The 24,923-nt window shown below is 72.3% G+C and carries 27 protein-coding genes and 2 pseudogenes; 19 read left to right on the top strand and 10 right to left on the bottom strand.

Going from position 1 to position 24,923, the window contains the following annotated elements:
• Positions 1 to 217 precede the first annotated feature (217 nt).
• Together ETD83_RS12700 and ETD83_RS12695 are read right to left on the bottom strand one after the other, a co-directional pair.
• Complete coding sequence (locus tag ETD83_RS12700; protein WP_138645301.1) at positions 218 to 988, bottom strand: ATP-binding protein; 771 nt, start codon at positions 986 to 988, stop codon at positions 218 to 220.
• Between the two features lie 108 nt (positions 989 to 1,096).
• A pseudogene (locus tag ETD83_RS12695) lies at positions 1,097 to 2,584 on the bottom strand (Mu transposase C-terminal domain-containing protein); the annotation flags it as partial.
• Between the two features lie 704 nt (positions 2,585 to 3,288).
• On the opposite strand from ETD83_RS12695, the gene ETD83_RS12690 reads away from it, so the two are divergent.
• Positions 3,289 to 4,374, top strand: a complete 1,086-nt coding sequence (locus ETD83_RS12690; RefSeq protein WP_138645300.1) for a tyrosine-type recombinase/integrase — start codon at positions 3,289 to 3,291, stop codon at positions 4,372 to 4,374.
• Positions 4,375 to 4,669: 295 nt separating this feature from the next.
• On the opposite strand, the gene ETD83_RS12685 is transcribed toward ETD83_RS12690, so the two are convergent.
• Entirely contained in the window at positions 4,670 to 5,335 is a 666-nt protein-coding gene (locus ETD83_RS12685; protein WP_138645299.1) for a nucleoside/nucleotide kinase family protein, read from the bottom strand.
• A gap of 227 nt (positions 5,336 to 5,562) precedes the next feature.
• Between ETD83_RS12685 and ETD83_RS12680 the strand changes: the two genes are divergently transcribed.
• Together ETD83_RS12680 and ETD83_RS12675 are read left to right on the top strand one after the other, a co-directional pair.
• Positions 5,563 to 6,039: a RidA family protein gene (locus tag ETD83_RS12680; protein WP_138645298.1), complete on the top strand. Its 477-nt coding sequence runs from the start codon at positions 5,563 to 5,565 to the stop codon at positions 6,037 to 6,039.
• Positions 6,023 to 6,205 carry a hypothetical protein gene (locus ETD83_RS12675; RefSeq protein ID WP_138645297.1) on the top strand — a complete coding sequence of 61 codons (183 nt, stop codon included), beginning with the start codon at positions 6,023 to 6,025 and terminating at the stop codon, positions 6,203 to 6,205. The genes ETD83_RS12680 and ETD83_RS12675 overlap by 17 nt, the downstream gene beginning before the upstream one ends.
• 273 nt (positions 6,206 to 6,478) lie before the next feature.
• Here ETD83_RS12675 and ETD83_RS12670 read toward each other — a convergent pair whose 3' ends face one another.
• Positions 6,479 to 7,435 carry an alpha/beta fold hydrolase gene (locus tag ETD83_RS12670; protein WP_138645296.1) on the bottom strand — a complete coding sequence of 319 codons (957 nt, stop codon included), beginning with the start codon at positions 7,433 to 7,435 and terminating at the stop codon, positions 6,479 to 6,481.
• Positions 7,436 to 7,513: 78 nt separating this feature from the next.
• Between ETD83_RS12670 and ETD83_RS12665 the strand changes: the two genes are divergently transcribed.
• Positions 7,514 to 8,143 carry a hypothetical protein gene (locus ETD83_RS12665; RefSeq protein WP_205717625.1) on the top strand — a complete coding sequence of 210 codons (630 nt, stop codon included), beginning with the start codon at positions 7,514 to 7,516 and terminating at the stop codon, positions 8,141 to 8,143.
• A gap of 33 nt (positions 8,144 to 8,176) precedes the next feature.
• On the opposite strand, the gene ETD83_RS12660 is transcribed toward ETD83_RS12665, so the two are convergent.
• The gene (locus tag ETD83_RS12660; RefSeq protein ID WP_138645295.1) at positions 8,177 to 8,785 is read right to left on the bottom strand and encodes a helix-turn-helix domain-containing protein; all 609 of its coding nucleotides are present in this window, start codon (positions 8,783 to 8,785) and stop codon (positions 8,177 to 8,179) included.
• Between the two features lie 110 nt (positions 8,786 to 8,895).
• On the opposite strand from ETD83_RS12660, the gene ETD83_RS12655 reads away from it, so the two are divergent.
• Positions 8,896 to 9,714, top strand: a complete 819-nt coding sequence (locus ETD83_RS12655) for an MBL fold metallo-hydrolase (RefSeq protein ID WP_138645294.1) — start codon at positions 8,896 to 8,898, stop codon at positions 9,712 to 9,714.
• A 67-nt stretch (positions 9,715 to 9,781) separates the two neighbouring features.
• On the opposite strand, the gene ETD83_RS12650 is transcribed toward ETD83_RS12655, so the two are convergent.
• The 3 genes from ETD83_RS12650 to ETD83_RS12640 all read right to left on the bottom strand — a co-directional run bounded on the left by ETD83_RS12650 (position 9,782) and on the right by ETD83_RS12640 (position 12,516).
• Complete coding sequence (locus tag ETD83_RS12650; protein ID WP_171064166.1) at positions 9,782 to 10,741, bottom strand: NAD(P)/FAD-dependent oxidoreductase; 960 nt, start codon at positions 10,739 to 10,741, stop codon at positions 9,782 to 9,784.
• Between the two features lie 487 nt (positions 10,742 to 11,228).
• Positions 11,229 to 11,525: a hypothetical protein gene (locus tag ETD83_RS42435; RefSeq protein ID WP_171064165.1), complete on the bottom strand. Its 297-nt coding sequence runs from the start codon at positions 11,523 to 11,525 to the stop codon at positions 11,229 to 11,231.
• A 109-nt stretch (positions 11,526 to 11,634) separates the two neighbouring features.
• Positions 11,635 to 12,516 (bottom strand): GNAT family N-acetyltransferase, encoded by an 882-nt coding sequence (locus tag ETD83_RS12640; protein WP_171064164.1) that lies wholly within the window; start codon positions 12,514 to 12,516, stop codon positions 11,635 to 11,637.
• A gap of 175 nt (positions 12,517 to 12,691) precedes the next feature.
• On the opposite strand from ETD83_RS12640, the gene ETD83_RS12635 reads away from it, so the two are divergent.
• The 6 genes and pseudogenes from ETD83_RS12635 to ETD83_RS12615 all read left to right on the top strand — a co-directional run bounded on the left by ETD83_RS12635 (position 12,692) and on the right by ETD83_RS12615 (position 16,996).
• Entirely contained in the window at positions 12,692 to 13,246 is a 555-nt protein-coding gene (locus tag ETD83_RS12635; RefSeq protein ID WP_138645292.1) for a hypothetical protein, read from the top strand.
• 143 nt (positions 13,247 to 13,389) lie between these two features.
• Positions 13,390 to 14,559 carry a sensor histidine kinase gene (locus tag ETD83_RS12630; protein WP_230420860.1) on the top strand — a complete coding sequence of 390 codons (1,170 nt, stop codon included), beginning with the start codon at positions 13,390 to 13,392 and terminating at the stop codon, positions 14,557 to 14,559.
• Positions 14,547 to 15,209: a response regulator transcription factor gene (locus ETD83_RS12625; RefSeq protein WP_138645291.1), complete on the top strand. Its 663-nt coding sequence runs from the start codon at positions 14,547 to 14,549 to the stop codon at positions 15,207 to 15,209. Before ETD83_RS12630 ends, ETD83_RS12625 begins: the two co-directional genes overlap by 13 nt.
• Before the next feature lie 113 nt (positions 15,210 to 15,322).
• On the top strand, positions 15,323 to 15,742 hold the full coding sequence (locus ETD83_RS12620) for a YciI family protein (protein ID WP_138645290.1): 420 nt from the start codon (positions 15,323 to 15,325) through the stop codon (positions 15,740 to 15,742).
• 75 nt (positions 15,743 to 15,817) lie between these two features.
• Positions 15,818 to 15,922, top strand: a pseudogene (locus ETD83_RS46300) (hypothetical protein); the annotation flags it as partial.
• Positions 15,923 to 16,036: 114 nt separating this feature from the next.
• The gene (locus tag ETD83_RS12615) at positions 16,037 to 16,996 is read left to right on the top strand and encodes an RNA polymerase sigma factor (RefSeq protein WP_456236747.1); all 960 of its coding nucleotides are present in this window, start codon (positions 16,037 to 16,039) and stop codon (positions 16,994 to 16,996) included.
• Here the strand turns inward: ETD83_RS12615 and ETD83_RS12610 are convergent.
• The gene (locus ETD83_RS12610; protein WP_138645288.1) at positions 16,965 to 17,249 is read right to left on the bottom strand and encodes a TetR-like C-terminal domain-containing protein; all 285 of its coding nucleotides are present in this window, start codon (positions 17,247 to 17,249) and stop codon (positions 16,965 to 16,967) included. The genes ETD83_RS12615 and ETD83_RS12610 overlap by 32 nt on opposite strands.
• 65 nt (positions 17,250 to 17,314) lie before the next feature.
• Between ETD83_RS12610 and ETD83_RS12605 the strand changes: the two genes are divergently transcribed.
• The 7 genes from ETD83_RS12605 (at position 17,315) to ETD83_RS12575 (ending at position 22,945) form a co-directional block, all read left to right on the top strand.
• On the top strand, positions 17,315 to 18,205 hold the full coding sequence (locus tag ETD83_RS12605; protein WP_138645287.1) for a Vgb family protein: 891 nt from the start codon (positions 17,315 to 17,317) through the stop codon (positions 18,203 to 18,205).
• Positions 18,206 to 18,294: 89 nt separating this feature from the next.
• A complete protein-coding gene (locus ETD83_RS12600; RefSeq protein WP_138645286.1) occupies positions 18,295 to 19,083 on the top strand; it encodes an RNA ligase family protein in 789 nt (262 codons plus the stop codon).
• Positions 19,067 to 20,191: an AAA family ATPase gene (locus ETD83_RS12595; RefSeq protein WP_138645285.1), complete on the top strand. Its 1,125-nt coding sequence runs from the start codon at positions 19,067 to 19,069 to the stop codon at positions 20,189 to 20,191. Before ETD83_RS12600 ends, ETD83_RS12595 begins: the two co-directional genes overlap by 17 nt.
• 90 nt (positions 20,192 to 20,281) lie before the next feature.
• Positions 20,282 to 20,776 (top strand): phage holin family protein, encoded by a 495-nt coding sequence (locus ETD83_RS12590; protein ID WP_138645284.1) that lies wholly within the window; start codon positions 20,282 to 20,284, stop codon positions 20,774 to 20,776.
• Positions 20,773 to 21,309 (top strand): DUF3618 domain-containing protein, encoded by a 537-nt coding sequence (locus ETD83_RS12585; protein WP_138645283.1) that lies wholly within the window; start codon positions 20,773 to 20,775, stop codon positions 21,307 to 21,309. Before ETD83_RS12590 ends, ETD83_RS12585 begins: the two co-directional genes overlap by 4 nt.
• Positions 21,310 to 21,326: 17 nt before the next feature.
• On the top strand, positions 21,327 to 22,325 hold the full coding sequence (locus tag ETD83_RS12580) for a YihY/virulence factor BrkB family protein (RefSeq protein ID WP_138645282.1): 999 nt from the start codon (positions 21,327 to 21,329) through the stop codon (positions 22,323 to 22,325).
• Positions 22,326 to 22,378: 53 nt separating this feature from the next.
• On the top strand, positions 22,379 to 22,945 hold the full coding sequence (locus ETD83_RS12575; RefSeq protein ID WP_138645281.1) for a GNAT family N-acetyltransferase: 567 nt from the start codon (positions 22,379 to 22,381) through the stop codon (positions 22,943 to 22,945).
• Positions 22,946 to 22,985: 40 nt separating this feature from the next.
• Here ETD83_RS12575 and ETD83_RS12570 read toward each other — a convergent pair whose 3' ends face one another.
• Positions 22,986 to 23,969: a helix-turn-helix transcriptional regulator gene (locus tag ETD83_RS12570; protein ID WP_230420858.1), complete on the bottom strand. Its 984-nt coding sequence runs from the start codon at positions 23,967 to 23,969 to the stop codon at positions 22,986 to 22,988.
• Positions 23,970 to 24,050: 81 nt separating this feature from the next.
• Between ETD83_RS12570 and ETD83_RS12565 the strand changes: the two genes are divergently transcribed.
• Entirely contained in the window at positions 24,051 to 24,800 is a 750-nt protein-coding gene (locus ETD83_RS12565; RefSeq protein ID WP_138645280.1) for an alpha/beta fold hydrolase, read from the top strand.
• Positions 24,801 to 24,923: the final 123 nt, after the last annotated feature.

Genomic DNA, 24,923 nt, shown 5'->3' with positions numbered 1-24,923 from the left:
GTCGGCTGTCGGCCTCGAGGCGGCCGGCGCCTGCGGCCTGTCGGGGTCGGCCTGCGGTGTCGGCCTTGCCCCGGCCTGGGCGACAGCCGCTGGGTAGACCGCATGCTCCACCACGGTGAACCTCCCGTCGTCCTGGCAGCCGGTCGGAGCCCGGCAGCCGACCCCTCCCTCGGTCACCAACCCTGGGCGCTCACCCAGCAGTAATCGAGAACGGAGGTTAGGCCCTATTCTTACTGAACACCCACTCCAGTACACCCTCATCGAGAATGCCGCTATCCCGGGCCTCCATTTCGTCGACCGCCAGGGAAGTGATCTTGACCCAGTCGCGGAAGCGGCCATGCGCGGCCTGTTTGTCGATCTCGTCGATATCAGCGGCCGAGACATTTTCCCACAATGGATGAAAGGCCGGGATGACGCTTCTCACCTGCTCGCGCGACAGGCGGGTGAACTCCTGCCAGATGTAGATCCGGGAGGACAGCATCGGCTCGTTCCTCAGGACCTGATAGCAGCCGGCGCCGCCGACGAACACGATCGCGATCTGAGTGCTCTCGTGATCCCAAAGATGCCGGTACAACTCGAAACATTCCCGGGAGAGCCATTGCGCCTCATCGCAAACCAGGACACGGAACTGCCGCGACAATTCTTCCTTCAGCAGCCGGGTGAACTCATACGGGCGACGGGGCGCGCGACCTGGCAACTCCAGTGCCTCGAAAAGAGTTTCGCGTACATCCCGTGGACGCGGGTAGGCGCCGAACGCCATCCGCAAGGTCAGATCCGGAGCGATGTCAGCCAGGCATTCGTTGACCGACAGAGTCTTGCCCACACCAGACTCGCCGTAGACGCACATCATCGCCTGCTTCTCGATCACTCTCGCAAGGTTCTCCTTAGTGACCAGCAGGGCATCGGTGGCGACCACGTTCGCGCCCGCAAGCTTCAGATAGTGGTTTCTCCCCGCCGCGCGCAGCGAGGTCACATGCCCCGGCCTCATCGACGGCTCCTCTCATCAGGTCTCACGCCCCGGATCCTGCTCGTCGGCTTGGCCGGCGGCCGCAAGCATGGGCCTCTCGCCGGATTCGGGCTCGGCCGCGCGCTGGACCGGCAACACCCAGCCAGCTGCGGGCTCGGGCAGCGCGACCCCCTGCGGACGTGCCACTTTCCGTGGCCGGCCGTGGCCGGCATCGCGCGACCGCACCTCGGCGTCGGCCTCGGCCGACGTCAACGCACCCAACCGTTTGGCCGGGCCAGGAGCAGTGAGAGCGGCGAAGCGTTCACGGCGCAGCCGCGCGGCGGCCTTCAATGTCCGCTCCAGCTCGGCGGCGGCCTCGCGACGCGCGCGCAGGATCTGGCGGACCTGTTCCGCAGACGCCTGATCGCACAGGAACGCCCGCCCCAAATGCTCACCCGTGGAGGCATCGAACACCTCGATCTCATGATCGTGGTGAGGCATGTAGCGGATCCTGACCCACTTACCGACATAATCGCCTATCCAGGGGTCTTCGCTGACATAGTGCCGGCGCTTCCACTTCACGCCCTGGTTGGACACCTTGCGCGGACGCCCATCATCCTCCAGCAGCATCAGGCACAGATCCTCGGCCTCAACGTGCTCCAACGGAGTTGGGTCATCACGCCACATCTGCTGGGGAGTGCGGTCGTCCAGCACCGCTTTGGGAATCCGCTGATTCCACTCGGCGACCCACTCCAACAGCAACTCAACGAACCCCGAGAACGTTAGGAGCGGCTCGCTCGGATCGACCGGTTTACCGCCGAGCCGCTTGGCACCGTGCGCGAAGCCCGGCAGTGAGGCAAAGAACATCTTTTCCACGGCGCCGTTGACCATCTCCACCGTGCCCTTTAGCCAAGGGCAGTATCCGGGCAGCACACCGACCGGGATCGCGAATCGACCCAGCGCCGCCCGCACCGACCCGCTCAAGAAGTCCTTGCCCTGGTCGATCCGCACTGCCTCAGGGAGGCCACCGAACTCTCCATAGCGGTCGCTGCACAGGATCGACGCCCTCGCCGCCGCCAAGATCGACTCACGGCTGGGAGACCCCGCCGTGACGGCCAGCCCGCACACGGCGCAGCAGTAGCAATCGATGAACCAGGTGATCCACGGCCGAACCGGTCTCCCATCGACCTCCACCCAGACCGGCGCTTGGACATGATCGGCCTCCCATACCTGGTTACGGTGGCCCTCGCTCTTGTCCGGCCGCCGCAACCGGATGTCGAATGCCCGTCTGGCCTGTTCACCATCCCGGATCCCGGCACGTATCCCTTGGGACACATCCCGGCGGATCGCCCGATGCAAGGTCGCCAGGCTAGGCGCCTTCACCCCGCCAGTCTCCTGCTCAGCGACCAGCTCACGATGCAGCGCCGAAGCGTTCCCGCCCCAAAAGGCCAGCCGAGCACGAAGCTCTTCGGTCAGGGTGAATCGGGCGATCGGCAGTCGCTCACAGCGGCCATCGGCATGCGCTTGCTCCAGCCACCGCCAAACCGTGCGCTCGTGCACCGCGACACACGACGCCACGACCCTCACATGCTCGGTACTCAGATCGCCGCGCTGATCCAGCACCAGCAAACGCCGCACTGCAGCGCGACGCACCTGAGCCAAGGAACCCAGCCGCTCGATCACCTCAGGGGCACCTTGTTCCAAGTCACCCATCGACCTCTCCTGCTGGGTTTCAGCGACTCCCTCGAAGCACAAGCAACTCCACGATCAGGACAACCGGCCACACAGGCCAGTTACCAGAAGGCAATAAAAAACGCACCTCCAATCGCCAAACCATTCGGCCAAGATCACAAAAGAAGATCATTTTATACCCGCAACGACTGGCATGACGTGACGATACATACGTTGGCAGTAGCATGCAGATCGCCTCTGACTTGCCCTTTCGTCAACCTTCACCAGTAGATTCGTTACGCGATGCCAGTGGTTTTTCGGCACCAGCGTCAGCGTGGGCAGCGCTCCATAAATCGGGCAAACGTCACACAGGCATCCATGGGGAATTTATGTGGCCAACACACGCAGATAGGTGAATTCGCCCGGAGTCATGCATCGTTCACCGGTCCGGGCACTATCGGCGCCGCTATCACGGCAAGGGTCGCTGTCGCCATCGTGCACTTCCTGGAGAGGGGCAATCACTCCGAACGCGCAGCCCTGCCTTGTCTCCGACCACGCAGTCGGGAGCCGAAGCCTTGAGCCTTCGTTCGGAGCAATGTGGTTTACCGGCGCGCGTTCCTCGAGGGGAGCTACCTGGACGAGGATGCCTGTGACCTGCCGCCTGACACTCGATGACGAATCGCTACTGGCAGAACAACGCAGAGTCGCAGCCCGCCGACGAGCCCGGCGACCGCTACGGCGCCAGGTCGTTGACCGCGGCCTGGCTGCGCGGACAGAACAGCGACGCCACCCGCCGCGCCTACTACCGCGACCTCGCGGCCTGGCTGGACTACTGCGCCCGCACCAGCCTGGACCCGAGGACGGCGCGCCGCGCGGACGTGGACGACTGGTCGGCGTCGATGACCGTCAGCGTCGGCGGCGCGGTCCGTCCGCCCAGTGCCGCGACCCGGGCCCGGAGGCTGGCGGCGGTGTCGTCCTGGTACACCTACCTGCAGTCCAACGACGTCGCCGACCGCAACCCGACCCTGCTGGTCAAACGCCCCTCCACCGCGGAGATCGCGGCGTCCGCGCGCAAGGCGCCCACGCTGAGCGTCCCCGAGACGGCCCGCCTCCTCGACACCGCCGAGGCCCGCGCCGCGGACCGCGGGACCGAGACCGCCTGGCGCGACGCGGCCGTCATCGGGCTGCTGTTCTACACCGCGCTCCGGGTGTCGGCGTTCACCCAGGCCGACCTGGCCGACCTGGACATCGAGGCGGGCTACCGGGTCCTGCGTCATCGCGTGAAGGGCAAGGGCCCCGGAGGCCGTGACCTCGTGCGCCTGGACGGCGAGCTGTGCCGCGTCCTGGACGCCTATCTCGCCGTCCGCGCCCGCCGCCATCCGGACGGCTCCTGCCCGCCGGGCCCGCTGCTGGTCACCGCCCCGCACCCCCACGATCCCGCCAAGCCCGGCGGCAAGCGCCTCACCCAGCGCGACGTCACCAACATCCTGCGCCGGCAGGCGGAACGGGCCGGGCTGCCCGCCGCCCACCGGCTGTCCCCGCACAGCGGGCGCCGTACCGTTATCACCACCCTGCTCGGCAACGACGTCCCGCTCGCCAAGGTCCAGGACCTGGCCGGGCACGCCGACCCCCGCACGACCCGGGGCTACGACGACACCAACCACAAGCTGGCGGCCTCCCCGGTCACCGACCTCACCCGTATCCTCGCCGGCCACCGCGCCACCCGGCCGCCGCCAGGCACCCCCGCGACCGACTGACGCACGATCCGGGCCGCGACGAAGAAGGCGAAGAACGCGCGTTGGCGTCCATCCGATCGGCGCGCCCGGCGCCGAGACACACCACGAACCTCGCGAACCGGGGTGCCGGTAAGACCGCCGTCACCCGGCACAAGCGATTGCGTTAGCCCAGCTCAGCGGGTTTCCGCTGGCGGAGTCAGATATCGCAACTGCTTGAACGCCTGTCTTCAATGGCTCGATCGTGGGTCGCGCCCAAGAACATCGCCCACGCCGCTCGACGACAAGACGGGCTGGTGGCGGCGTGCGCTGTCCCGGCTCAGAGTCCGAACGCTTTGGTCACTCGCTCGGCCAGCTCATCCTCGGCCATCGTGGTGTCGACCTCGATGACCGGCAGTTCGAGACGTTTCGTTTCCTCGGAGAGCCGTTCGGTGAACATCCGGTCACGCGCGAGCAGGTTGCGCAGGGCCGTCTCCGGATTACTGGTCTTGCGGGCGATCTCCCACAGCGAGCCGCGGTGCTCGAACGCGGCCCGGCGGAACTCGGGTGTCGGGAGCAGCCAGACGGCGTGACCAGGCACGACGAGGAGAGGTTTGACCAGGTGGGGCAACAGTCGAAACCCCTCGACGATCACACTCGGCTCCCTGGGGAGGCGGAGGAGGTCTTCGACGATCAGGCCGAAGCCCTCGCCCCGGAACCAGTGGAACGTCTCAAGCATCGTTTCCGCAGATCGGTTCACCCATCGCTCGTCCATGTCCATGGCCTTGAACTCGCCCAGCAATGGGCTGTCTTCGGGGGCGCTCCGGCTGGCGTGGTCCGACATCGCCTCGTCGGTCGCGTAGAGATGCAGACCGTGCCGGGCCGCTATGCGACGGGCGATGGTCGACTTGCCTGCACCGCTCCCGCCGCCAATCCAGTAGACGTGCCCGAGCCGCGCCGGCAGCGCGGCGACGTCGAAGGTCTTGCCATGTCGTTCAGGTCGCATTCGGATCGCATCCTTCGCGATGGCTCAGTTTCGGGGCGTCGGCTGACGTCGGTGGGAGCTGATCGGGCGGCCGGGCTGGCCGCCGGGAGCCGTTGGCGGCGTGCCCTTGCCAGGTCGCGACGACGTGGCGGACGAGGTCGGCGAGCCGAGATTGCCGGTGAGAACCACTTCGTGTCGGGTGGTTAACTCAGTTGTTCTGCCACGGTCCGATCGGGCACGCTCAGTGAATGCCTGTGCAACTCCTCCGTCCTGACCGCCTGTTCGGCGGTGTTCCATACGCGTACGCCTCGATCGCTCAACCCGGAGCTGTGGTCTACACCGCCGGGGCATGTCCCTTGGATAAGAATGGGGCAACAGTCGGTGTCGGTGACGTTGAAGCCCAAGCCCAGCAAGCCATGGCGAATCTGGTCGAGACGTTGGCGCACGCAGGGACCGCTCTGACGGAGGTTCTGAAAACGACGATCTACGTCGCGTCGAGTGACCGCAGCGACCTCGTAACCGCCTGGGAAGCGATCAGGACGGCATTCGGAGAGCATGATGCACCAAGCACTCTGCTCGGAGTCGCTGCCCTTGGATACCCCGACCAACTTGTCGAGATCGAAGCGATCGCCCTCATAGGAAGCTCTCGTCGTTCGGGCTCGGGCGCGGATCTGGGCGAGGCGGTAAGAGCCGGTGCCGGTATCGATCGTGTTGAAACCCCATGACCACGAGCGGACCGTCGGCCGCAACGTCCAAGAGCGGAACGCCGACGCTCTCCCCGCCGTCACCGGCGCTCTCCCCGATCTTGCCCCTTATCGGGTCGTCTTGCTGGTCGTCACCGAGAAGCTCGGCTTCACCGGCAAGACCATCCCATCACCACCTACGCCATGAGCGGCTTGGGCAACAGCGAAGCCGACTACACCGCCTCCTGCCCGGTGCCACCATCGGCGCGAGGTCGGCCGTTCGCGGCGAGACCGTCACCGGCGCCGACGTCGTCAGCAGGTGACCTCACGGTGAAGCGCGCCGCGCGCCATGCAGAGGGGTCATGTCGTCGGCAAGTCGGTCAGTTCCAAGCGCCGGTCGTTACGCGGCCGAATCTCCCCGTACGGGGTCATTTGCGTGGACCGGGTGACTCCCCGGCGTCCCGAATCGGGTGCCGGGGGTTCACCGGGGGGCGTGGGTCGCGGTGAAGGTCAGGAGGGGTGCGGCGGTCCTGGGAGGGTCCTCGAGCATGGGCGAGTGTCCGAGGCCAGGCAGTACCTCGACCCTCGCGCCCGGGACGGCGCGGTAGTCGGCGGCCGAGGACGACCGCCATCTCCGGTCGTCCTCGCCGAAGATCACCAGCAGCGGCTTGCCGACCGCCGTCAGCCGCTCGGGGAGCGCGCGCTGCCGCAGATAGTCGTCGACCGCCTCCGATGTCGCGGTGAGGGCGTGGTAGGTGACGCCGCGCACGTCGTCGACGAGCTGCTGCGGGACCTCGTAGCCGCGGCGGCTGAACGCGGTGTCCAGACCCCGGCGGATGATCTTGTCGGTCCGGAGCCGCCACAGCAGGTGCCCGGCGGCGGGGACGAACAGCAGGCGGCCGACGAACCCGTCGGAGATGAAGGCGTCCAGGCGAGGCCCGGAATCGATGAGCGCCAGCGCCGTCACCAGGTCGCGGCGCTGCTCGGCCAGCGCGGTGGCGACCGAGCCGCCGGTGGAATGGCAGACCACGGTGGCGTGCCGCACGCCGAGCCGGTCCAGCGCCTCGCCGACCCGCCGCCCCTGCTCCGGGACCGCGTAGCCGCCGCCGGACGGTTTGGCCGACCGGCCGTGCCCGAGCAGGTCGATCCGGATGACGTGGGCGGACTTCGCCAGCATCGGGACCAGCGAGTCCCACCAGCGGGTCGACCCGGCCAGCCCGTGGATCAGCACGAGGGCCGGGGCATCGCGGGGGCCGTCCCGCCGCACGTGAACGCTCCCACCGTCCAGCGGGAGGATCGAGGTCCCGGTGGCCTCGGCTTCTTGCCCCGACACCGCGACCGCGTTCGCCAGGAGCAGCAGCCCGGCGACGGCGAGGGGGACGGCCGAGGCGATGATGCGGCGGCGTCTGCGTCCGCTTTTGGCGTGTTTCTTGGTCATGGGACCCACTGTCGCCGTCCGGGCGGGCCGGTGGCTTGAACGAATGTTCCCGCCGGGCGGCCCGCTTACCATGGGACGATGCGGCCCACCGTGCACAAGCGCACCGGCGCGGCCGTGTGGGACGTCACACGGCCCCGGCGGCCCAGCCGGGTGGACGGTGTCAGCATGGCCGGGTTCCGCGACCGAGGCGGGCCCGCATCCGGTCACCGCGTGGTCCCGCACCCGGCCGTCTCGCTGGCTCTGGAGTTAGGCGCCGGCCCGCTCATCGTGGCCGATGCCGCCGGACGCGGGCAGCGGGGCAGCGTCGTCGCCGGGCCCGGGTTCGGTTCCGGCGCGATGTGGGTGCGGGGCGAGAACTTCGAGGCCGTGCAGGTGCGCCTGTCGCCGCTGGTCGCGCATGCGATCCTGGGTGTCTCCCCCGCCGAGCTGGACGGCGCCGTCGTCGCGCTCGACGCGCTGTGGGGCCGGGAGCCCGCCCGGATCGGCGAGCGGCTGAGCGAGGCCGCCTCGTGGGAGGAGCGCTTCGCGTTGGTGGACGCGTTCCTCGCCCGGCGAAGTGAGACGGGGCCCCCGTTGCGCCCGGAGGTGGCCTGGGCCTGGAACCGGATCGTCGGCGGTCACGGACGGGTCCGTGTGGACGAACTGGCGGCCGAGGTCGGATGGAGCCGCAAGCGTCGCAAGACCCGGGCATCGATCCCCGGAAGGTGACCGGCGGACCGCCGGGACCGCGCCCGCAGGCGGTCAGGTTCTGCGTGAGATGACCATGATGTACTCGCAAGGGGCGTTCGTTCGGTTGGCGAAGCCGTGGTCCGCGTCGGCCTGGAAGAACAGGGAGTCGCCGGTGTTCAAGGTCTCGCTGATCCCGCCGATCGCGACGGTGAGGGTGCCTTCGAGCACCACCAGTTGCTTCTCCGTGTCCGGCGGATAGGCGGGCAGCAGCCCGGTGGAGACCTGCGCGGGCAGGTGGTGGACGACCATCTCGGGCCCTCCCGCGCCCGGGGCCGCTGACACCATGTGCCGCTCGAAGCCGGTTTCGGGGTCACGGAAAACAGGGCGATCGCTCTTGCGCATGACGACGGCCACACCAGAGGCGGCGGCGGCCGGCGCGCCGATCAGGTCCGAGAGCGACGCGCCGAGCGCGTGGGCGATCCTGGACGCGACGCCGATCGTCGGGCTCTTCTCACCGCGTTCGACCTTGGACAGCATCGCCCGGCTGACCGACGAGCGTGTGGACAGCTGCTCCAGCGTCAGGCCCGCCTCCTCGCGGCGTCGCCGCACCTTGCCGCCGAACGCGCCGGCCAGGTCGTCACCGTGCTGCGGCCCGGCCGCGTTCGCGTCTCGCTCGGCCACCGTGCTCCTCGATCGATGGGTACGTCGCCGCCCACAGTGTAGAGTTTCTCCCAAAGTAGATTGAGTCTTCTATCGGAGACGCGGGGTGCGCCCGACGCGACGGAGGTTCCATGCGTTTGATCTCGAGTGGCCGGCACCATGCCACGTTCGAATTCGGCGACCTGCGGGTGATCTCGCTGCGGGACGGGTACATCGACATGCCGCCGACACGGCTCCGCGACGAGGACGGGCGCCCGCTCGATGAACTGCCGGCCGCCGTCCCGCTGGCCGGCGGCAACCTGCGGCTGTCGGTCAACGCCTTCTTCGTCACCGACGGCACGCGGTCGGTTCTCATCGACACCGGCGCGTCCGACGTCTGGCACGAGCCCACCATGGGATTGATCTACGACGCGCTCGGCGAAGCGGGAATCGACCGCGCGCATGTCACCGATGTGGCCATCACCCACAGGCACCAGGACCACGTGAGCGGCCTGATCACGCCGGACGGCTCAGAGGCGTTCACCGGACTCGAGCGCGTGTGGATCGGGGCGGGCGACACCTCGGTGTTCACGGGGCGGCTCGAACCGATCCGCGACCGGGTCGTACCCGTCTCGGAGAAGGTCGCGATCAATGACTGGACCACCGCGATCCCGGCACCGGGCCACACGCCCGGTCACACCGTCTACGAGGTCACAAGCGGCACCGGCCGCCTTCTCGCGTGGGGCGACACCGTTCACGTTCCCACGCTCCAGTTCGATCAGCCGGACGTGTCCTGGGAGCTCGACGGCGACCAGTCCCAGGCCCGCGCCGCGCGAGCGGCGCTCCTCAAGCAGCTGACCCGGCCGCACCACTTCGTCGCCGGTGCCCACCTCGACTCCCCCGGCATCGCCCGCGTCACCGCCTCCGGCGACGGTTATGCGCTGGACTACCTCGCACCACCGATCGGCTGATCGAGCCTGTCGGCTCCCGGCCGCCGGGGACCGCCGCCAAGGCGCGGACCCTGGCGGCGGTCGTCCGTCACGCGTTCACACCGCTGTGGGCGGCCACCGCCTGGCGGGTCTCCTCGGCGATCAGGTCGGCGTTGATCTGGGCGCCCGCGGCGGCGCCCCCGGCGGCGGAGGCGCCGACCTGGGCCATCAGGTCGGTGGCGTTGCCCGCGACCCACACTCCCGGCACGTCGGTCCGGCCGGTCGCGTCGGACGGGATGTGCTCACCGACCCCGGCGGGATGCTCGGCCGGCCGCAGCCCGAGCCCGTCGAGGAAGGCGGCGCGCACGGTCATCCGCGGCGCGACCACCAGCGCCTCGCGGCCGACCACCGTCCCGTCGGTCAGCCGCACGCCCGCGATGCGGTCCTCGGCGATCACCAGGGCCGCCACCTCGCCGTCGATCACGCGGACGCCGCGGGCGGCGAGCTGCGCGGCCTCCTCGCCGGCCGGCGGCGTGGTGTGGGAGAAGAGGGTGACGTCGTCGCTCAGCTGGCGGAACAGCAGCGCCTGATGCACCGCCATCGGCCCGGTGGCGAGCACGCCGATGGCCTGGTCGCGGATCTCCCAGCCGTGGCAGTACGGGCAGTGCACGACGTCGCGTCCCCACCGGTCCCGCAGGCCGGGCACATCCGGCAGCTCGTCCACCACCCCGGTCGTCACCAGCAGCCGCCGCGCGCGGACGGACGCGCCCCCCGCCAGCGTCACAACGAACTCGTCGCCGTCGCGGACCGCCCCGGCGACCTCTCCCGTCACCACGTGGCCGCCGTAGTAGCGGACCTCGGCCCGGCCGCGTTCCAGCAGTTCGGCCGGGCTGATCCCCTCCCTGGCCAGCAGCCCGTGCACACCGGCGGCGGGGGCGTTGCGCGGCTGGCCCGCGTCGACCACCACGACGGACCGCCGGGCGCGGGCCAGCATCAGCGCCCCGTTCAAGCCCGCGGCGCCGCCGCCTACCACCACCACGTCATAGCCGTCTCTCAACCGATCGGTCACTGTGACCACCTCCACCACGACTATGCGAACCCGGGGCACCGAAAGGCAAACCTCTTTGCCAAGGCGGCAAAAGGGCGACCCGGTCGCTGGAAACGCGGTGGACGAGTTTCGTGGCGCTTGTCTATCGTGTGGCCCGTGTCCAGTCCTGAGGCATCAAGGCGCTAGCCACCGGTTCCCCCGGTGGCCACATGTGACGCGACGCGGCAGCGGCACCGCCGCTGAAGAGCAAGTGGTGCATCCCCTGCTCGCCTTTGTCATCTGATCAGCGTCACCCGGCCGTCGCTCGGGCTGAATCCTTCACGGAGTTCCGCCGCCTTCCGCTGCCTGCCGTCGGCTGGCGAGGTCCGGGCTCCTTCACGCGATCGCGCTCGCACGTCCCGCCAGGCATGCCTGACATGGCCGGTCCGGGACGTCGCGGTGGTGCGTCCGCGCCCTCCTTCGATGCCTCTCGACGCGACTGTGGAGTTCCTCCTATGCCCTTGGCCATCTACATCTGCTCGCCGGGTGGACGCTGTTCACGGTCATGGCCGACGATCAGGTCGCCGCGGTCCTGCTCGTCTTCGTCCAGGGGACTCTGTCGTTCGCCGTCGGGTCGACGCTGATCGCGCGGATCCTGTACGCGGCGGCGGGGGCGCCCTCGCTCGGCGGCGCCTTCGCGACCGCGGCGCTCAACGTGGGCGCGGCCGCCGGGCCTGCCCTCGGCGGCGCCGCCATCGCCGCCGGGGCACGGCCACCGGTCGCCGCTGTGGATCAGCGCGCGGCTGGTGGCGGCCGCGTTGCTCACCGCCGCCCTCGCCCAGGTCGTCCGGCGCGCGCGGACCTCGCCGGGCAGGGACGCGCCCACGCCCGGTGCCGCGGAACGTCAGAACGTCTGACCGGGCCCGGGGCGAGGGTCACAGGAAGTGTCCGCTGGCCAGGTAGGGCGCGGGCGGGATCATGCCGCGCACCGCCAGGAAGCCCTCCTGGTCGAGGTGGAGACGGGCGGCCAGACCGGCGTCCACGGCCCAATGGTTGGCGGTGGTGATGCAGTTGACGAGGGTCTCGCCGTCAGCGGACGCGAGCGCTTCCCACAGCAGGAGCCGGGCCGTCTCCGGGTGGGCGGCGGCCAGGAGCACGGGCCGTCCCGCGTCGTCGTCGATGTAGACGTAGCCGGGGCGGCCGCGGTCGTCGCAGACCACCAGCCGCAGAGAGCCGAGCATGTACCGGTGGTCGGGGCCGTGGCCCGCGCCGCGCAGGCTCCGGTCCAGGTCGTCCATCCATTCCAGGTCGCCGTCGCGGCCGTCGCGCAGCCCGCGGACGGCCGGGAGCGCGGACCGGTCGACGCGGCCAACCATCCGCATTTGCGGGTGCAGGGTGAAGCCGGCCAGCCGGTAGCGGCGGGTCGCCCCGGGATGCGCGGTCGCCGAGAACAGTCCCGGACGGCCGCCGGCGTGCGCGAGGGCGGCGTCCATCAGCCTCCTGCCGATGCCCTTGCCCTGCCGGTCGGGCAGGACACCGTAGGTCGCCAGGTACCACAGCGGGCCCCGGTTCTGGGAGATGGCGAAACCGGCGATCCCCCGCGCGTCCTCGGCCACCCAGCAGCCTTCCGGGTCGGCGGTGAGGAAGAACCCCATCCGGTCGATCCAGCGCTGCGAGACGGCGGCGGAGGGCGGTTCAGGCTCCGGCTCGCCGACCCGCCTGCCGAGGCGGTCCGCGTCCAGGAACGTCACCGCCGAGACGCGTTCGGCGGCCGGCAGATCGTCCTGCGACATGAGCCTGATTCGCGCGGAGTCCATGCGCCGCATGATGACGAACGCCCCGCCGCTCACGCACATGAATTTCCCGCTGCCGCCAAACCGCAGGCCGGGCCTATCGGACGGTTGGCGGGACCCGTCCCCGTGCCCGGTGCCTATCGTCAGGACCCCCGCCCCGCACGACCGGACGTGCGCGCAGACCGAAGGAGTCCCCGTCATGGCCCGTCCACGCGCTGGTCTCCGTCGTCGCGCCGCCGCCGGGCTGGTGGCGGTCACCGCCGCCCTGGGCGCGGCCGGATGCGGGGGCGAGGAGAACGGGGCCGCGTCCGCGAGCGGATCCCCCTCCGCGCGGACACCGGCCGGGTCACCGGCTCCGGCGGCGAGCACGCCGCCCGCGGCGCCGGCACCGCCGCGGGCGGCGGACGGCACGAACCTGCGCGCCTGCAAGGACGGCACCTGCGAGGTCAAGGTGGCGCGGCGGGTCACCATCGCCATGGACGAGGACAAGCTCGAAGTCAGCGCGATCAAGGTGACGTCGCTGAAGGGCGGCGAGGTCTCCTTCGACGTCGCCCTCCCCTCCTCGGGCGCGTTCGACCTCAACTGCGAGGGCGACCCCCGCTGCCAGACCATGGTCGCCGGTCCCGCGTTCGGCTCCGCCGGGAACGCGAAGATCACCGCGCATCCCGGCGCGCGGATCAAGGCCAACGGGGTCGTCATCACCGTGGTCGCGGCGGCCGGGGGGACGGCCGTGCTGCGCATGGAGCCCCGGTAGCCGGACGGCGCCGCCACGCCCGCGCGGGGGCCGGGCGAGGCGGGCGGCGGATCGGTCCACGGGCGGGAGATCCGCCCACGGGCGGGACAGGCCCCGACTTTGGTCGGTGTCGGCGGCGTGACCTGCGGGGTTAGCCTTCGCCGGTGAACAAGGAGACCTACGGACCCGGACCCGCCGACCCGTGCCGGCGGCGCCGGGCGGCATCGGCCGCGATCATGCTCGCCGTCACCGGCGCGCTGGCCACCGCGACGATCATCGGCCGCCACACCGCGGACGCGCCGGACGGGCGGCTCGCCCTGGACATCGCGCTCGGGGCGGCGGCGTGCCTGCTGTCCCCGGCGCTGCTGTGGCGCCCGGTCGCGGTCGCCGCCGCGCTGACGGTCCTGGCGGCGATGTCGCCGGCCGCGACTCCCGCGGCGACGCTGGCGGCGCTGCACGTCGCGCAGCGCCGCCCGTTCCCGGTCGCCGCCGGGATCGCCGCGGCGGGCGTCGGCGCGCACGTCGTGCAGGGGCTGTGGCAGCCCGCGGGCGGGATCTCGTTCGGCTGGTGGCTGCTGCTGATCGCGCTCGGGTACGGCGCGCTGATCGGCTGGGGCGCGCTGGCGCGGGCGCGCCGGGCGCTGCTGGAGTCGCTGCGCGAGCGCGCCCGCCGCGCCGAGGCCGAGCAGGGCCGCCGGGTCGCCGAGGCGCGCGTGGCCGAGCGCACCCGGATCGCGCGGGAGATGCACGACGTGCTGGCGCACCGGCTGTCGCTGCTGGCCACCTACGCGGGCGCGCTGGAGTACCGGCCCGACGCGCCGCCGGAGAAGCTCGCGCACGCCGCGGGGGTGGTGCGCGCGGGGGTGCACCAGGCGCTCGAGGAACTCCGCGACGTGATCGTCCTGCTGCGCGAGGACGAGGCGGAGGAGGGCCGCCCGCAGCCCGTGCTGGACGACGTGTCCCGCCTGGTGGAGGAGTCCCGCGACGCCGGCGGGACGGTGGACCTGCGCGATGAGGTCGTCGATCCCGGCGCGCTGCCCGCCGCGGCCGGGCGGACCGCGTACCGGATCGTCCAGGAGGCGCTGACCAACGCGCGCAAGCACGCGGCGGGCCGTCCCGTCCGGGTCGAGCTGCGGGGGCGGCCGGGGGCGCGGCTGGTCATCGACGTCCGCAACCCGCTGGCCGGGGACCCGGGCGCCGCGCCCGCCGCGCCCGGCAGCGGGACGGGCCTGGTCGGGCTGACCGAGCGGGTCCGGCTCGCCGGCGGGCGCCTGGACCACCAGGCCACCGCGGGCGAGTTCCGGCTGCACGCCTGGCTACCATGGCCCGCGTGACCCGCCCCCTGCGCGTCCTGATCGTGGACGACGACGCCCTCGTCCGCGCCGGGCTGTCGTTGATGCTGGACGGGACGGCGGGCATCGCCGTGGCGGGCGAGGCCGCCGACGGCGACGAGGTCTCCGCCGCGGCCGACGCGCACGCGCCCGACGTCGTCCTCATGGACCTGCGGATGCCGCGCGTGGACGGCATCACCGCCACCCGCAGGCTCCGGGCCCGGACGAACCCGCCCGAGGTCGTCGTGCTGACGACGTTCGACTCCGACGAGAACATCCTGCGTGCGCTGCGCGCCGGGGCCAGCGGGTTCCTGCTCAAGGACACCCCGCCGGACGAGATCGTCCAGGCGGTCCTGCGGGTCGCGGCCGGGGACCCGATCCTGTCGCCGCGGATCACCCGCCGGCTCATGGACCGCGCGGCCGTCGAGGCGGGCGCGCACCAGCGGGCCCGCGCGGCGCTCGACCGGCTCACGCCGCGCGAGAACGACGTCGTCCTCGCCATCGCCCGGGGGCGCTCCAACGCGGAGATCGCCGCCGAGCTGTTCATGGGCGTCGCGACCGTCAAGGCGCACGTCTCCAGCGTCCTGACCAAGCTCGGCCTGGACAACCGCACCCAGATCGCCCTGCTGGCCCACGACGCCGGCCTCGCCTGACCGGTTCCGCCGGCCGGGCGGGCACCCTGGGAAGGTGTCGAACGGGGCGCGGCGGCTCCGACGTCTCCGGTGAGAGGCGCAGGCAGAACGCCGCAACGAGAGGGAGAACGGCCATGAAGTACATGATCATGCTGTACGCGTCGCAGCGGGACTACGACGAGATGGCGGGCACGGTGCCCGCGGGCGAGGCGGTCTGGACGGCCGGGGACCTGGCCGCGATGGGCGCGTTCATGGAGAAGTTCAACCAGGATCTCGTCGAGTCCGGCGAGTTCGTGGACGCCCACGGCCTGGCCGCGCCCGTCCACACCCGCAGGTTCCACACCAGGGACGGCGTGCCCGTCGTCACCGACGGCCCCTACCCCGAGACCGCCGAGGTCCTCGCCGGGTACACGATCATCGAGTGCGACGGCCTCGACCGCGCGTCGCAGATCACCGCGCGGCTGGGCGAGTGCCCGGCGCCCGAGGGGGCGCGGGCGGGCGCCTACGCCGACCTGCGGCCGATCGTCGACGGCCGCGCCGACCTGGAGGGATGACCGCGCCGTGACCGGTGACCGGCGCGCCGCCGGGTACGGGGACCTGCTGCGCCCGCGCCGCAGGTCCTCGGCGCGCTGGTCCGCCGGTACGGGCATTTCGACGCCGCGGAGGACGCCGTCCAGGAGGCGCTGATCGCCGCCGCCGCGCAGTGGCCGGACGGCGGCGTCCCCGACGACCCGCGCGCCTGGCTGATCAAGGTCGCGTCGCGGCGGCTGACCGACCTGCTGCGGGCCGAGCAGGCGCGCCGCCGCCGCGAGGACGCCGCCGCCGCGTTCCGGCTGCCGCAGGAGTGGCTGTCGCCCGCCGCCGACAGCGCGCCGCGCGACGCCGACGACACGCTGATCCTGCTGTTCCTGTGCTGCCATCCGGTGCTGTCGCCTGACCTGCGGATCGCGCTGACGCTCCGGTCGGTGGGCGGGCTCACCACCGGGGAGATCGCCCGCGCGTTCTTCGTCCCCGAGCCGACCATGGGCCAGCGGATCAGCCGCGCCAAGCGGCGCATCAGGGACAGCGGCGTCCCGTTCCGGCCGCCGGCGCCGGACGAGCGCGCGGAGCGGGTCGCCGCCGTCCTGCACGTCCTCTACCTGATCTTCACCGAGGGGTATGCGAGCACGGCGGGCCCGAGCCTGTTCCGCCCGGACCTGTCGGCGGAGGCGATCCGGCTGGCGCGGATCGTGCACCGGCTGCTGCCCGGCGACGGCGAGGCGGCCGGGCTGCTGGCGCTGATGCTGCTCACCGACGCGCGCCGTCCCGCCCGGACGGCACCGGACGGCGCCCTGGTCCCGCTCGCCGAGCAGGACCGGGGCCTGTGGCGGGCGGGCGACATCGCCGAGGGCCTGGAACTGGTCGCAGCGACGCTCCCCCACGGCCCGGCGGGCCCCTACCAGGTGCAGGCGGCGATCGCGGCGCTGCACGACGAGGCCGCCTCGGCCGAGGAGACGGACTGGCCGCAGATCGCCGCGCTGTACGAGGTGCTGCTGCGCATGTCCGACAACCCGATGGCCGCGCTGAACCACGCGGTCGCGGTGGCGATGGCGCGCGGCCCGGCCGCCGGGCTCGCCCTGCTGGAGGAGCTGGCGCCGGACCGGCGGATCTCGGGGCACCACCGGCTGCACGCGGTCCGCGCGCACCTGCTGGAGATGTCGGGCGACGCGGCGGGCGCGCGCGAGTCCTACCTGGCGGCGGCGGCGCGCACGCACAGCGTCCCCGAGCAGCGCTATCTCAACGCGCGGGCGGCGCGCCTGGCTCCGTGACGCCCGCAGGGGCGGGCTCGCGGAAGACGCCGGCGCGGGCGGCGGCGACGGCGTCGGTCCCGGCGGGGACCTCGCCCCGCTCGGCGGCGCGCCGCACCACGACCGCGGCCTGCTCGTGCCACCGCGCGGAGAAGGCGTGCAGGGCGCGGGCGGCCTCGGTGCTCTGCACGGCGGCCGCCACGAACGCCCGCGTGAGCGGCCCCTGCCGGGGGTCGGTGAACCCGGTCAGGACGAGCCGCGCGATGGCCGGCAGGTCACCGGGCCGTTAACCTCGCCGTCGGACGGAAACAGCAGATGAGGGACGAGGGGGGACGATCCATGCCGCAGGGTTCACACGCCACGATCAGGGAGTTCACGGTCTCCGGCCCGGACGCGGGCCCGTACGGGATCGCCGCCGGGCCGGACGGCGCGGTGTGGTTCACGCTCGTCCACGCGGGCCGGGTGGGGCGGATGGCGCCGGACGGGGGCCTCACCGTGCACGGGCCGGTCCCCGCCGGGCCGACGGCCATCACGGCGGGCCCGGACGGCGCGGTGTGGTTCACCGCGTTCGGCGGCGGCGCGATCGGCCGGATCGCCCCCGGCGGCGAGGCCGCGGAGTTCGCGGTCCCGGGCGGCGGCGGCCCGTGCGGGATCGCCGCCGGGCCCGACGGCGCGCTGTGGTTCACCCGGATGCAGGCCGGAAGCATCGGCCGGATCACCGTCGGCGGGCACGTCACCGACCATCCGCTGCCCGTCCGGGACGCGCTGCCTTCGATGATCGCGCAGGGCCCGGACGAGGCGATGTGGTTCACCCTCAACCAGGGCAACGCGGTCGGCAGGATCACGATGGACGGGGACGTCGCCGTCCATCCGCTGCCCACCGAGGGGTCCGCGCCGGTGGGCATCTGCGCGGGCCCGGACGGGGCGCTGTGGTTCACCGAGATCGGCACCGGGCACATCGGGCGGATCACCACCGACGGGAAGGTGACCGAGTTCCCGCTGCCCGATCCCGCCGCCCGCCCGCACGCGATCGTCGCCGGTCCCGGCGGGGACCTGTGGTTCACCGAGTGGGGCACCGCGCACGTCGCGCGCATCACGCCCGAGGGCCGCATGGACGAGCACCCGCTGCCGGCCCCCGGCTGCGAGCCGCACGGCATCGCGCTCGGCCCGGACGGTGCGCTGTGGGTGGCGCTGGAGACCGGCGCGCTCGCCCGCGTCACCGTCAGCTGACCCGCACCGCCCCGCCACCTGCCGCCCGCCGCGGCCTGGGGGGCGAAAACCGGTTGGCACGACCGGCGGCGTTCGTTAGAACGGTCGGCATGCTCCGCAAGTACCCCCGGACCCGGCACATCGAGGGCTCCCGGTTCCAGCCGGGCGACCACGACCTCGCCTCGGTGCCGTTCGCCGCGATCGCCGGGCGGTACCTGGTGGTGGAGGAGAAGCTCGACGGCGCCAACGCCGGGATCAGCTTCACCGCGGAGGGCGAGCTGCGGCTGCAGAGCCGCGGCCACTACCTGACCGGCGGGCCGCGCGAGCGCCAGTTCGGGCCGTTGAAGGCGTGGGCCGCGTCCGTGCAGCACGTCCTGCGCGGGCGGCTGGGCGACCGGTACGTGCTGTACGGGGAGTGGCTGTACGCCAAGCACACCGTCTTCTACGACGCGCTCCCCCACTACTTCTGCGAGTTCGACGTCCTGGACCAGTCCGACGGGACGTTCCTGTCCACGGCGGCGCGCCGTGAGCTGCTCGACGGGACGCCGGTGGTGCCGGTGCCGGTCCTGCACGAGGGCCCGCTGCCGGACGTGCGGGCGCTGACCGCGTTCGCGGGCCCGTCCACCTGCCGCACCCCGGCCTGGCGGGACGCGCTGCGCGCGGCGGCGGAGGCGGGCGGCGCCGACCCGGCCCGCGTCGCCGAGGAGAGCGACGCGGCCGAGGAGATGGAGGGCCTCTACATCAAGGTGGAGGAGGGCGGGAGGACCGTCGACCGCTACAAGTGGGTCCGGCCGAGCTTCCTGACCGCGATCCTGGACTCGGGGACCCACTGGCAGGAGCGTCCCATCGTCGCCAACGGCCTCGCCGACCCGGAGGTGCTGTATGCGGGTGTTCGATGAGCTGTGCCCCGCGCCGCCGCACTGGGGCCTCGACTGGGCGCGGATCCGGGACGCGTTCGGCTGGGTCCGCGACATGGCCGGCGTCCCGCAGGACGCGGTGTTCCACGGCGAGGGCGACGTGGAGACCCACACCCGGATGGCGTGCGAGGCGCTGGCGGAGCTGCCGCGGTGGCGGGCGCGTCCGCACGCCGAGCGGGTGCGGCTGTTCGCGACCGTCCTGATGCACGACATCGCCAAGCCGCACTGCACCGCCATCGACGGCGACGGCCGGATCACCGCGCGCGGCCACTCGCGGCGCGGCGACCTGATGGTGCGCCGCATCCTGTGGGAGCTGGACGCGCCGGTGGCGTGGCGCGAGCACGTCGCCGCGCTGATCCGCCACCACCAGGTGCCGTTCTGGGCGCTGGAGCGCCCCGACCTGCAGCAGATCGCGTTCCGTGTCAGCCTGCTGGCCCGCAACGACGACCTGGTGCTGCTGGCGTCGGCCGACATCCTCGGCCGCGTCTGCCCCGACACCGCCGAGCTGCTGGAGAACGTCGGGCTGTACGGGGAGTACTGCGCCGAGCAGGGCTGCCTGGACGGTCCGCGCGCGTTCTCGTCCGACCACGCCCGGTTCTGGTACTTCCGCAAGCCTGGACGCGACCCCGGCTACGCCGCCTACGACGACACGCGCCTGACCGCGACTGTCCTGTCGGGGCTGCCGGGCGTCGGCAAGGATCACTGGATCGCCGCGAACCGCCCGGACGTGCCGGTCGTGAGCCTGGACCGGCTGCGCGCCGAGCTGGGCGTGTCCCCGGCCGGGGACCAGCGCGCCGTGGCGGCCGCCGCGCACGAGCTGGCCCGCGAGCACCTGCGCGCCGGGCGGTCGTTCGTGTGGAACGCCACCAACGTGTCGCGGACGCAGCGCGAGGCGTGCACCGGGCTCATCGCCGGTTACCGGGGGCGTGTGGAGGTCGTCGCGCTGGAGGCGCCGCCGCGCGTGGTCCGCGACCGCAACCGGGGACGGTCCTCGCCCGTGCCCGACGAGGTGATCGACCGGCTCGTCGGCCGGTGGGAGACCCCGGACCCGACCGAAGCCCACCGTGTGCACTGGCTGACCACCGCGTGAGTTTAGGCGGCGAGCAGGGGGAACGGGTTACCTCAGGCTTCTAGACGACAGCCTTCCAGACGAGCTGACACGCGGAGGGGGCCGGAGGCTATGAGCATCGTGCGGCCGGCACATGACGGCGAAACCGAGGCCGGGCCCGTCACTGCGGGCGCCCACCGGCACGACCAGGGAAGTGCCCCCGGGTTCGACGGCCGGCGCCGCGAACCGGGAACCGGTGAACTGGTCAGGCAGGCCACGCAGCAGGTGTCGGAGCTGATGCGCGCCGAGCTGCGCCTGGCGGTGGCGGAGCTGAAGGACAAGGGCCGCCACGCCGGGACCGGCGCCGGGATGTTCGGCGGCGCCGCGCTGGTGGCGCTGTACGGGGTGGGGGTGCTGCTCGCGGCGGTGGTCGCCGCGATCGCGGTGGCGCTGCCGGTGTGGGCGGCGGCGCTCATCGTCGGCGGGTTCCTCATGCTGGTCGCGGGCGTCCTGGCGATGCTGGGCCGGTCGCAGACCAGGAAGGCCACGCCGCCCAAGCCGGAGCAGGCGATGGACGGGGCCCGGCAGACCGTGGCCGAGCTGAAGGAGAGGGCGACGCACCGATGACGACGCAGGACAAGCACGCGACCGCGCAGAAGCCCGCGAAGGGCAGGCACGGCGCCGCCGCCGGGACCGAGGAGCTGCGCCAGGAGGTCGACCGGGCGCGCCACGACCTCGGCGAGACGGTGGAGCTGCTGGCGGCCAAGGCCGATGTGAAGGCCATGGCCAGGGACAAGGTCGCGCAGGCGAAGGACCGGTGGCGGGAGACCGCCGGGCGGGCCCGCGAGGCGGGTGCCGCCGAGCAGGCCAAACGCGGCGGTGCCGTCGTCGCGTCGGCCGGGGCCGTCGCGCTGGCCGTGGTGTTGGTGCGGCGGCGCCGCTCGTCCGGGACGCGGGGCCGCTCCTGGCGCTCCCCCATGGCAGGGCGCTCCCCCATGGGACGGCGCTCGCCCATGCCCATGGGACGGCGCGGCCTCATGCCCATGGGACAGCGGGGCCTTATGGGACGGCGTGGCCGCCGCATGCCGGTCCAGGTCCGGTTCCGTCCCGGTCAGCGGCGGATCGTCCAGGTGCGGCGCCGGCGCCGCTCGATGTTCTGAGCGGAGGGAGCCCGGCCATGAGCGCACCCGGCGCACCCACCGATCTGCCCGCCGCCTCCTGGGGGCGGGCCCTGAAACGCACGGCCGGCGAGTACCGGAACGACAACCTGTCCGACTGGGCCGCCGCGCTCACCTACTACTCCGTGCTGTCGATCTTCCCGGCGATGCTGGTGGTGGTGTCGCTGGTGGGGCTGGCGGGCACGTCGGTGACGCAGGACCTCGTCGCGAGCGCCGGCGAGATGGCGCCCGGGTCGGTGAAGCAGCTGCTGATCACCTCGATCACCCAGCTGCAGGGCAACCGCGCCGGCGCCGGGATCATCGCCCTGGTGAGCCTGGGCGCGGCGATCTGGTCGGCGTCGGGGTACGTGGGCGCGTTCATGCGCGCGTCCAACGTCGTCTACGACATCCCGGAGGGGCGGCCGTTCTGGAAGACCGTCCCGCTCCGCGTCATGATCACCCTGGTCACGCTGGTGCTGCTGTCGGCGTCGGTGATCGCCGTGGTGGTGTCGGGGCCGCTGGCCCGCGAGGCCGGGGACCTGCTCGGGCTCGGCTCGCAGGCGGTCACGGTCTGGAACATCGCCAAGTGGCCGGTGCTGCTGGTGGTGATCGCGTTCCTGTTCTCGCTGCTGTACTGGGCGGCGCCCAACGCCAAGCGCCGCTTCCGGTGGGTGACGCCGGGCGGCGTCCTGGCGATCGTGCTGTGGCTGGCGGCGTCGGGCCTGTTCGCGCTGTACGTGGCGGGGTTCTCCTCCTACAACAAGACCTATGGCAGCCTCGCGGGGATCATCGTGTTCCTGGTGTGGCTGTGGATCACGAACCTGGCGATCCTGCTGGGCGCCGAGCTGAACGCCGAGCTGGAACGCGGCCGCGCCATCGCGGCCGGGCACCGTCCGGGCGAGGAGCCCTACGTGGAGTTCCGCGACACCCGCGGGTTCGACGACGACGAGCGCCGCGCGGCGGGCCTGGCCGGGGAGCCCCGTACCGGGGCCGGCACCGGCGGCGCCAGCCGGGCCTAGTCTGCGGAGATCACGGGTCGCACAAGACCGGACACGGTGCATAGGATCAGCGCATGCTGCGTCCGGCTTACCCGATCGAGACCGAGCGGCTGACCCTGCGGCCGTTCCGCGAGGGCGACCTTGAGGGCCTGTACGCCTACCAGTCGCTGCCCGAGGTGGCGCGGTTCCTGTACTGGGAGCCGCGGGACCGGGAGGAGTCGCGGGAGTTCCTGAAGCAGAAGATGAGCGCGTCCACCGTGGAGAAGGAGGGCGACTGGCTCGTCCTGGCGGTGGTGTGGCGCGAGACCGGCGACCTGATCGGCGAGGTCAACCTGCAGTGGCGCAGCAGGGAGCACCGGCAGGGCGAGATCGGCTACATCTTCAACCCCGCCTTCCACGGCAAGGGGTTCGCGACCGAGGCCGCCGAGGTCGTGCTGCGGCTGGGTTTCGAGGGCCTGGACCTGCACCGGGTGTGCGGGCGGCTGGACGGCCGCAACGCCGCGTCCGCCCGGGTGCTGGAGCGGCTCGGGATGCGCCGCGAGGCGCACCTGGTGCAGAACGAGATCGTCAAGGGCGAGTGGAGCGACGAGGTCGTGTACGCGATGCTGCGGCGCGAGTGGGACGCCCGCACCACCACCTGAACCCCGGGGGGCTGACCCGGCTTCCGGAGGGCGGGGCGCGTCACCGTCCGGCCTGCTCCTGCAGCGTCCGCGCCAGGTCGAGGACGTGGCCGCGCAGCTCGGCGGGGCGCCGGACGACGAACGGGAACCCGAGCCCGGCCAGCATCCGCGCCATCCCGTCCAGCCGCTCCGCCCGCGCGTTCATCACCACTCCCCCGTCCTCCTCGGTGAGCGAGGCGGTCGTGGCGGGGATGCGGCGGCGCGCCTCGGCGAGGGTGGTCTCCAGCAGCACCTCGACCTCGTGCGCGTACGGGACGCGCGCCAGTGACCGGATGACGTGCTGGACGGGGTCGACGCCGCCGGGGATCTCGTAGCGGGCGGTGCCGGGTTCGGCGGAAATGACCCGGTCGACCCGGAAGGTGCGGATCTCGCCGCTGCGGTGGTCGTGGCCGGTGACGTACCAGCGCCCGGAGTGGAACACCAGCCCGTAGGGGTCCAGGTCCCGTTCGGTCTCGGCGTCCCGCCACGACCGGTACCGCAGCCGGACGCGGCGCCGTTCCCGCGCGGCGGCGGCCAGGGTGAGGACGGCGCCGGTGTCGGGCGCGGCGGCGTCGCGTCCGGCGCCGGGGGCCGACGCGGTGAACCCGAGCGTGTCGCGCAGCGCCTGGACGCGGTCGCGCAGCGCGGTGGGCAGCACGCGCTGGACCTTGGCCAGGGCGCTTTCGGTGGCCTGGGCGGGCAGCCCGATCCGCCGCCCGGCCAGCAGCCCGAGGACGACGGCGGTGGCCTCGTCGTCGGTGAGCATGAGCGGTGGCAGCTTGTATCCGGGCATGAGGCGGTAGCCGCCGTGGCGGCCGCGTTCGGCGACGACGGGGACGCCGAGGTCCTCCAGCCGTGCCGCGTACCGGCGGACGGTGCGCTCGTCCACGCCGAGCCGCCGGGCCAGCTCCCCGCCGCGCATGCGGTGGTTGGCCTGCAGAAGTTCGAGCATGGCCAGGACACGGGTCGTCGGGTGCGACGCCCCGGACGGCACGGGATGTGACACAGGTCGCTCACCTAATCCGGGCGGTTTCTGTCCGGTATCGACCGTAGCGTGTGAGGACATCACCGAGAAAGGACGGCTGACATGGCGACGTTCGTACTGGTCCCCGGGTACTGGCTCGGCGCGTGGGCGTGGGACGAGGTGGCCGGGCCGCTGCGCGCCGCCGGCCACGACGTCCACGCGGTGACACTGGCGGGGATGGCGGAGCGGGCCGGGGAGGCGTCGCCCGGCGTGGACGTCGACGCCCACACCGCCGACATCGTCGAGGTGATCGAGGGCGGCGGTCTGACCGGGGTGGTCCTGGTCGCCCACAGTGGCGCGAACATGGCCGCGACCGCCGCGTCCGACCGGATCCCGGAGCGGATCGCGCGCGTCGTCTACGTCGACACCGGCCCGATGCCGACGGGCCTGGCCGGGATCGACTTCCACGACCCCGAGGCGCGCGCGGCGCTGGAGAAGCAGGTCGCCGACGAGGGCGAGGGATGGCTGATCCCGGTCCCGCCGTTCGACCCGGCCGCCGACCCGGTCAACCTCGCCGGCCTGACCGGGGAGCACCTGGCGGCGATGCGCGAGCGCGGCACTCCGCAGCCGTTCGCCACGGCCCGCCAGCCCGCCGCGCGTCCCGACCCGCTGCCGGACACGCCCCGCACGCTGATCGCCACCACGATCCCGCTGGAGGCGGTGCGGCAGATGGGCGAGGGCGGGCACCCGGTCTTCGCCGGGATGACCGGCCCCGGCTGGACCTACCGGGAACTGCCCACCGGCCACTGGCCGATGTTCTCCAGGCCGCGCGAGCTGGCCGGCCTGCTGGCCGAACTCGCCGCGCTCGACTAGACGAGTAGTTCCGAAGTTTGGGCCCGGTGACGTGGCGAGGGTGTTCAAGATCAGTTTGTGACGACCGACCTGAACACCCTCTTGACGGCACTGTATGTGAAGATCGACGACGAGATCGCAGGA

Origin of the sequence: Actinomadura soli (assembly GCF_005889715.1) — a bacterium.
GTDB classification, from domain to species: Bacteria; Actinomycetota; Actinomycetes; order Streptosporangiales; family Streptosporangiaceae; genus Spirillospora; species Spirillospora soli.
Note: the sequence above shows the minus strand (reverse complement) of the source record. Positions and strands in the feature narration are given on the sequence as shown.

Excerpts from the sequence above, each read along its gene's own strand:
- ETD83_RS12700 (WP_138645301.1), bottom strand. The coding sequence starts at position 988 with ATGAGGCCGGGGCATGTGACCTCGCTGCGCGCGGCGGGGAGAAACCAC.
- ETD83_RS12690 (WP_138645300.1), top strand. The coding sequence starts at position 3,289 with ATGACGAATCGCTACTGGCAGAACAACGCAGAGTCGCAGCCCGCCGAC.
- ETD83_RS12685 (WP_138645299.1), bottom strand. The coding sequence starts at position 5,335 with ATGCGACCTGAACGACATGGCAAGACCTTCGACGTCGCCGCGCTGCCG.
- ETD83_RS12680 (WP_138645298.1), top strand. The coding sequence starts at position 5,563 with ATGCCTGTGCAACTCCTCCGTCCTGACCGCCTGTTCGGCGGTGTTCCA.
- ETD83_RS12670 (WP_138645296.1), bottom strand. The coding sequence starts at position 7,435 with ATGACCAAGAAACACGCCAAAAGCGGACGCAGACGCCGCCGCATCATC.
- ETD83_RS12665 (WP_205717625.1), top strand. The coding sequence starts at position 7,514 with ATGCGGCCCACCGTGCACAAGCGCACCGGCGCGGCCGTGTGGGACGTC.
- ETD83_RS12655 (WP_138645294.1), top strand. The coding sequence starts at position 8,896 with ATGCGTTTGATCTCGAGTGGCCGGCACCATGCCACGTTCGAATTCGGC.
- ETD83_RS12640 (WP_171064164.1), bottom strand. The coding sequence starts at position 12,516 with ATGGACTCCGCGCGAATCAGGCTCATGTCGCAGGACGATCTGCCGGCC.
- ETD83_RS12635 (WP_138645292.1), top strand. The coding sequence starts at position 12,692 with ATGGCCCGTCCACGCGCTGGTCTCCGTCGTCGCGCCGCCGCCGGGCTG.
- ETD83_RS12625 (WP_138645291.1), top strand. The coding sequence starts at position 14,547 with ATGGCCCGCGTGACCCGCCCCCTGCGCGTCCTGATCGTGGACGACGAC.
- ETD83_RS12620 (WP_138645290.1), top strand. The coding sequence starts at position 15,323 with ATGAAGTACATGATCATGCTGTACGCGTCGCAGCGGGACTACGACGAG.
- ETD83_RS12605 (WP_138645287.1), top strand. The coding sequence starts at position 17,315 with ATGCCGCAGGGTTCACACGCCACGATCAGGGAGTTCACGGTCTCCGGC.
- ETD83_RS12600 (WP_138645286.1), top strand. The coding sequence starts at position 18,295 with ATGCTCCGCAAGTACCCCCGGACCCGGCACATCGAGGGCTCCCGGTTC.
- ETD83_RS12595 (WP_138645285.1), top strand. The coding sequence starts at position 19,067 with ATGCGGGTGTTCGATGAGCTGTGCCCCGCGCCGCCGCACTGGGGCCTC.
- ETD83_RS12590 (WP_138645284.1), top strand. The coding sequence starts at position 20,282 with ATGAGCATCGTGCGGCCGGCACATGACGGCGAAACCGAGGCCGGGCCC.
- ETD83_RS12585 (WP_138645283.1), top strand. The coding sequence starts at position 20,773 with ATGACGACGCAGGACAAGCACGCGACCGCGCAGAAGCCCGCGAAGGGC.
- ETD83_RS12580 (WP_138645282.1), top strand. The coding sequence starts at position 21,327 with ATGAGCGCACCCGGCGCACCCACCGATCTGCCCGCCGCCTCCTGGGGG.
- ETD83_RS12575 (WP_138645281.1), top strand. The coding sequence starts at position 22,379 with ATGCTGCGTCCGGCTTACCCGATCGAGACCGAGCGGCTGACCCTGCGG.
- ETD83_RS12565 (WP_138645280.1), top strand. The coding sequence starts at position 24,051 with ATGGCGACGTTCGTACTGGTCCCCGGGTACTGGCTCGGCGCGTGGGCG.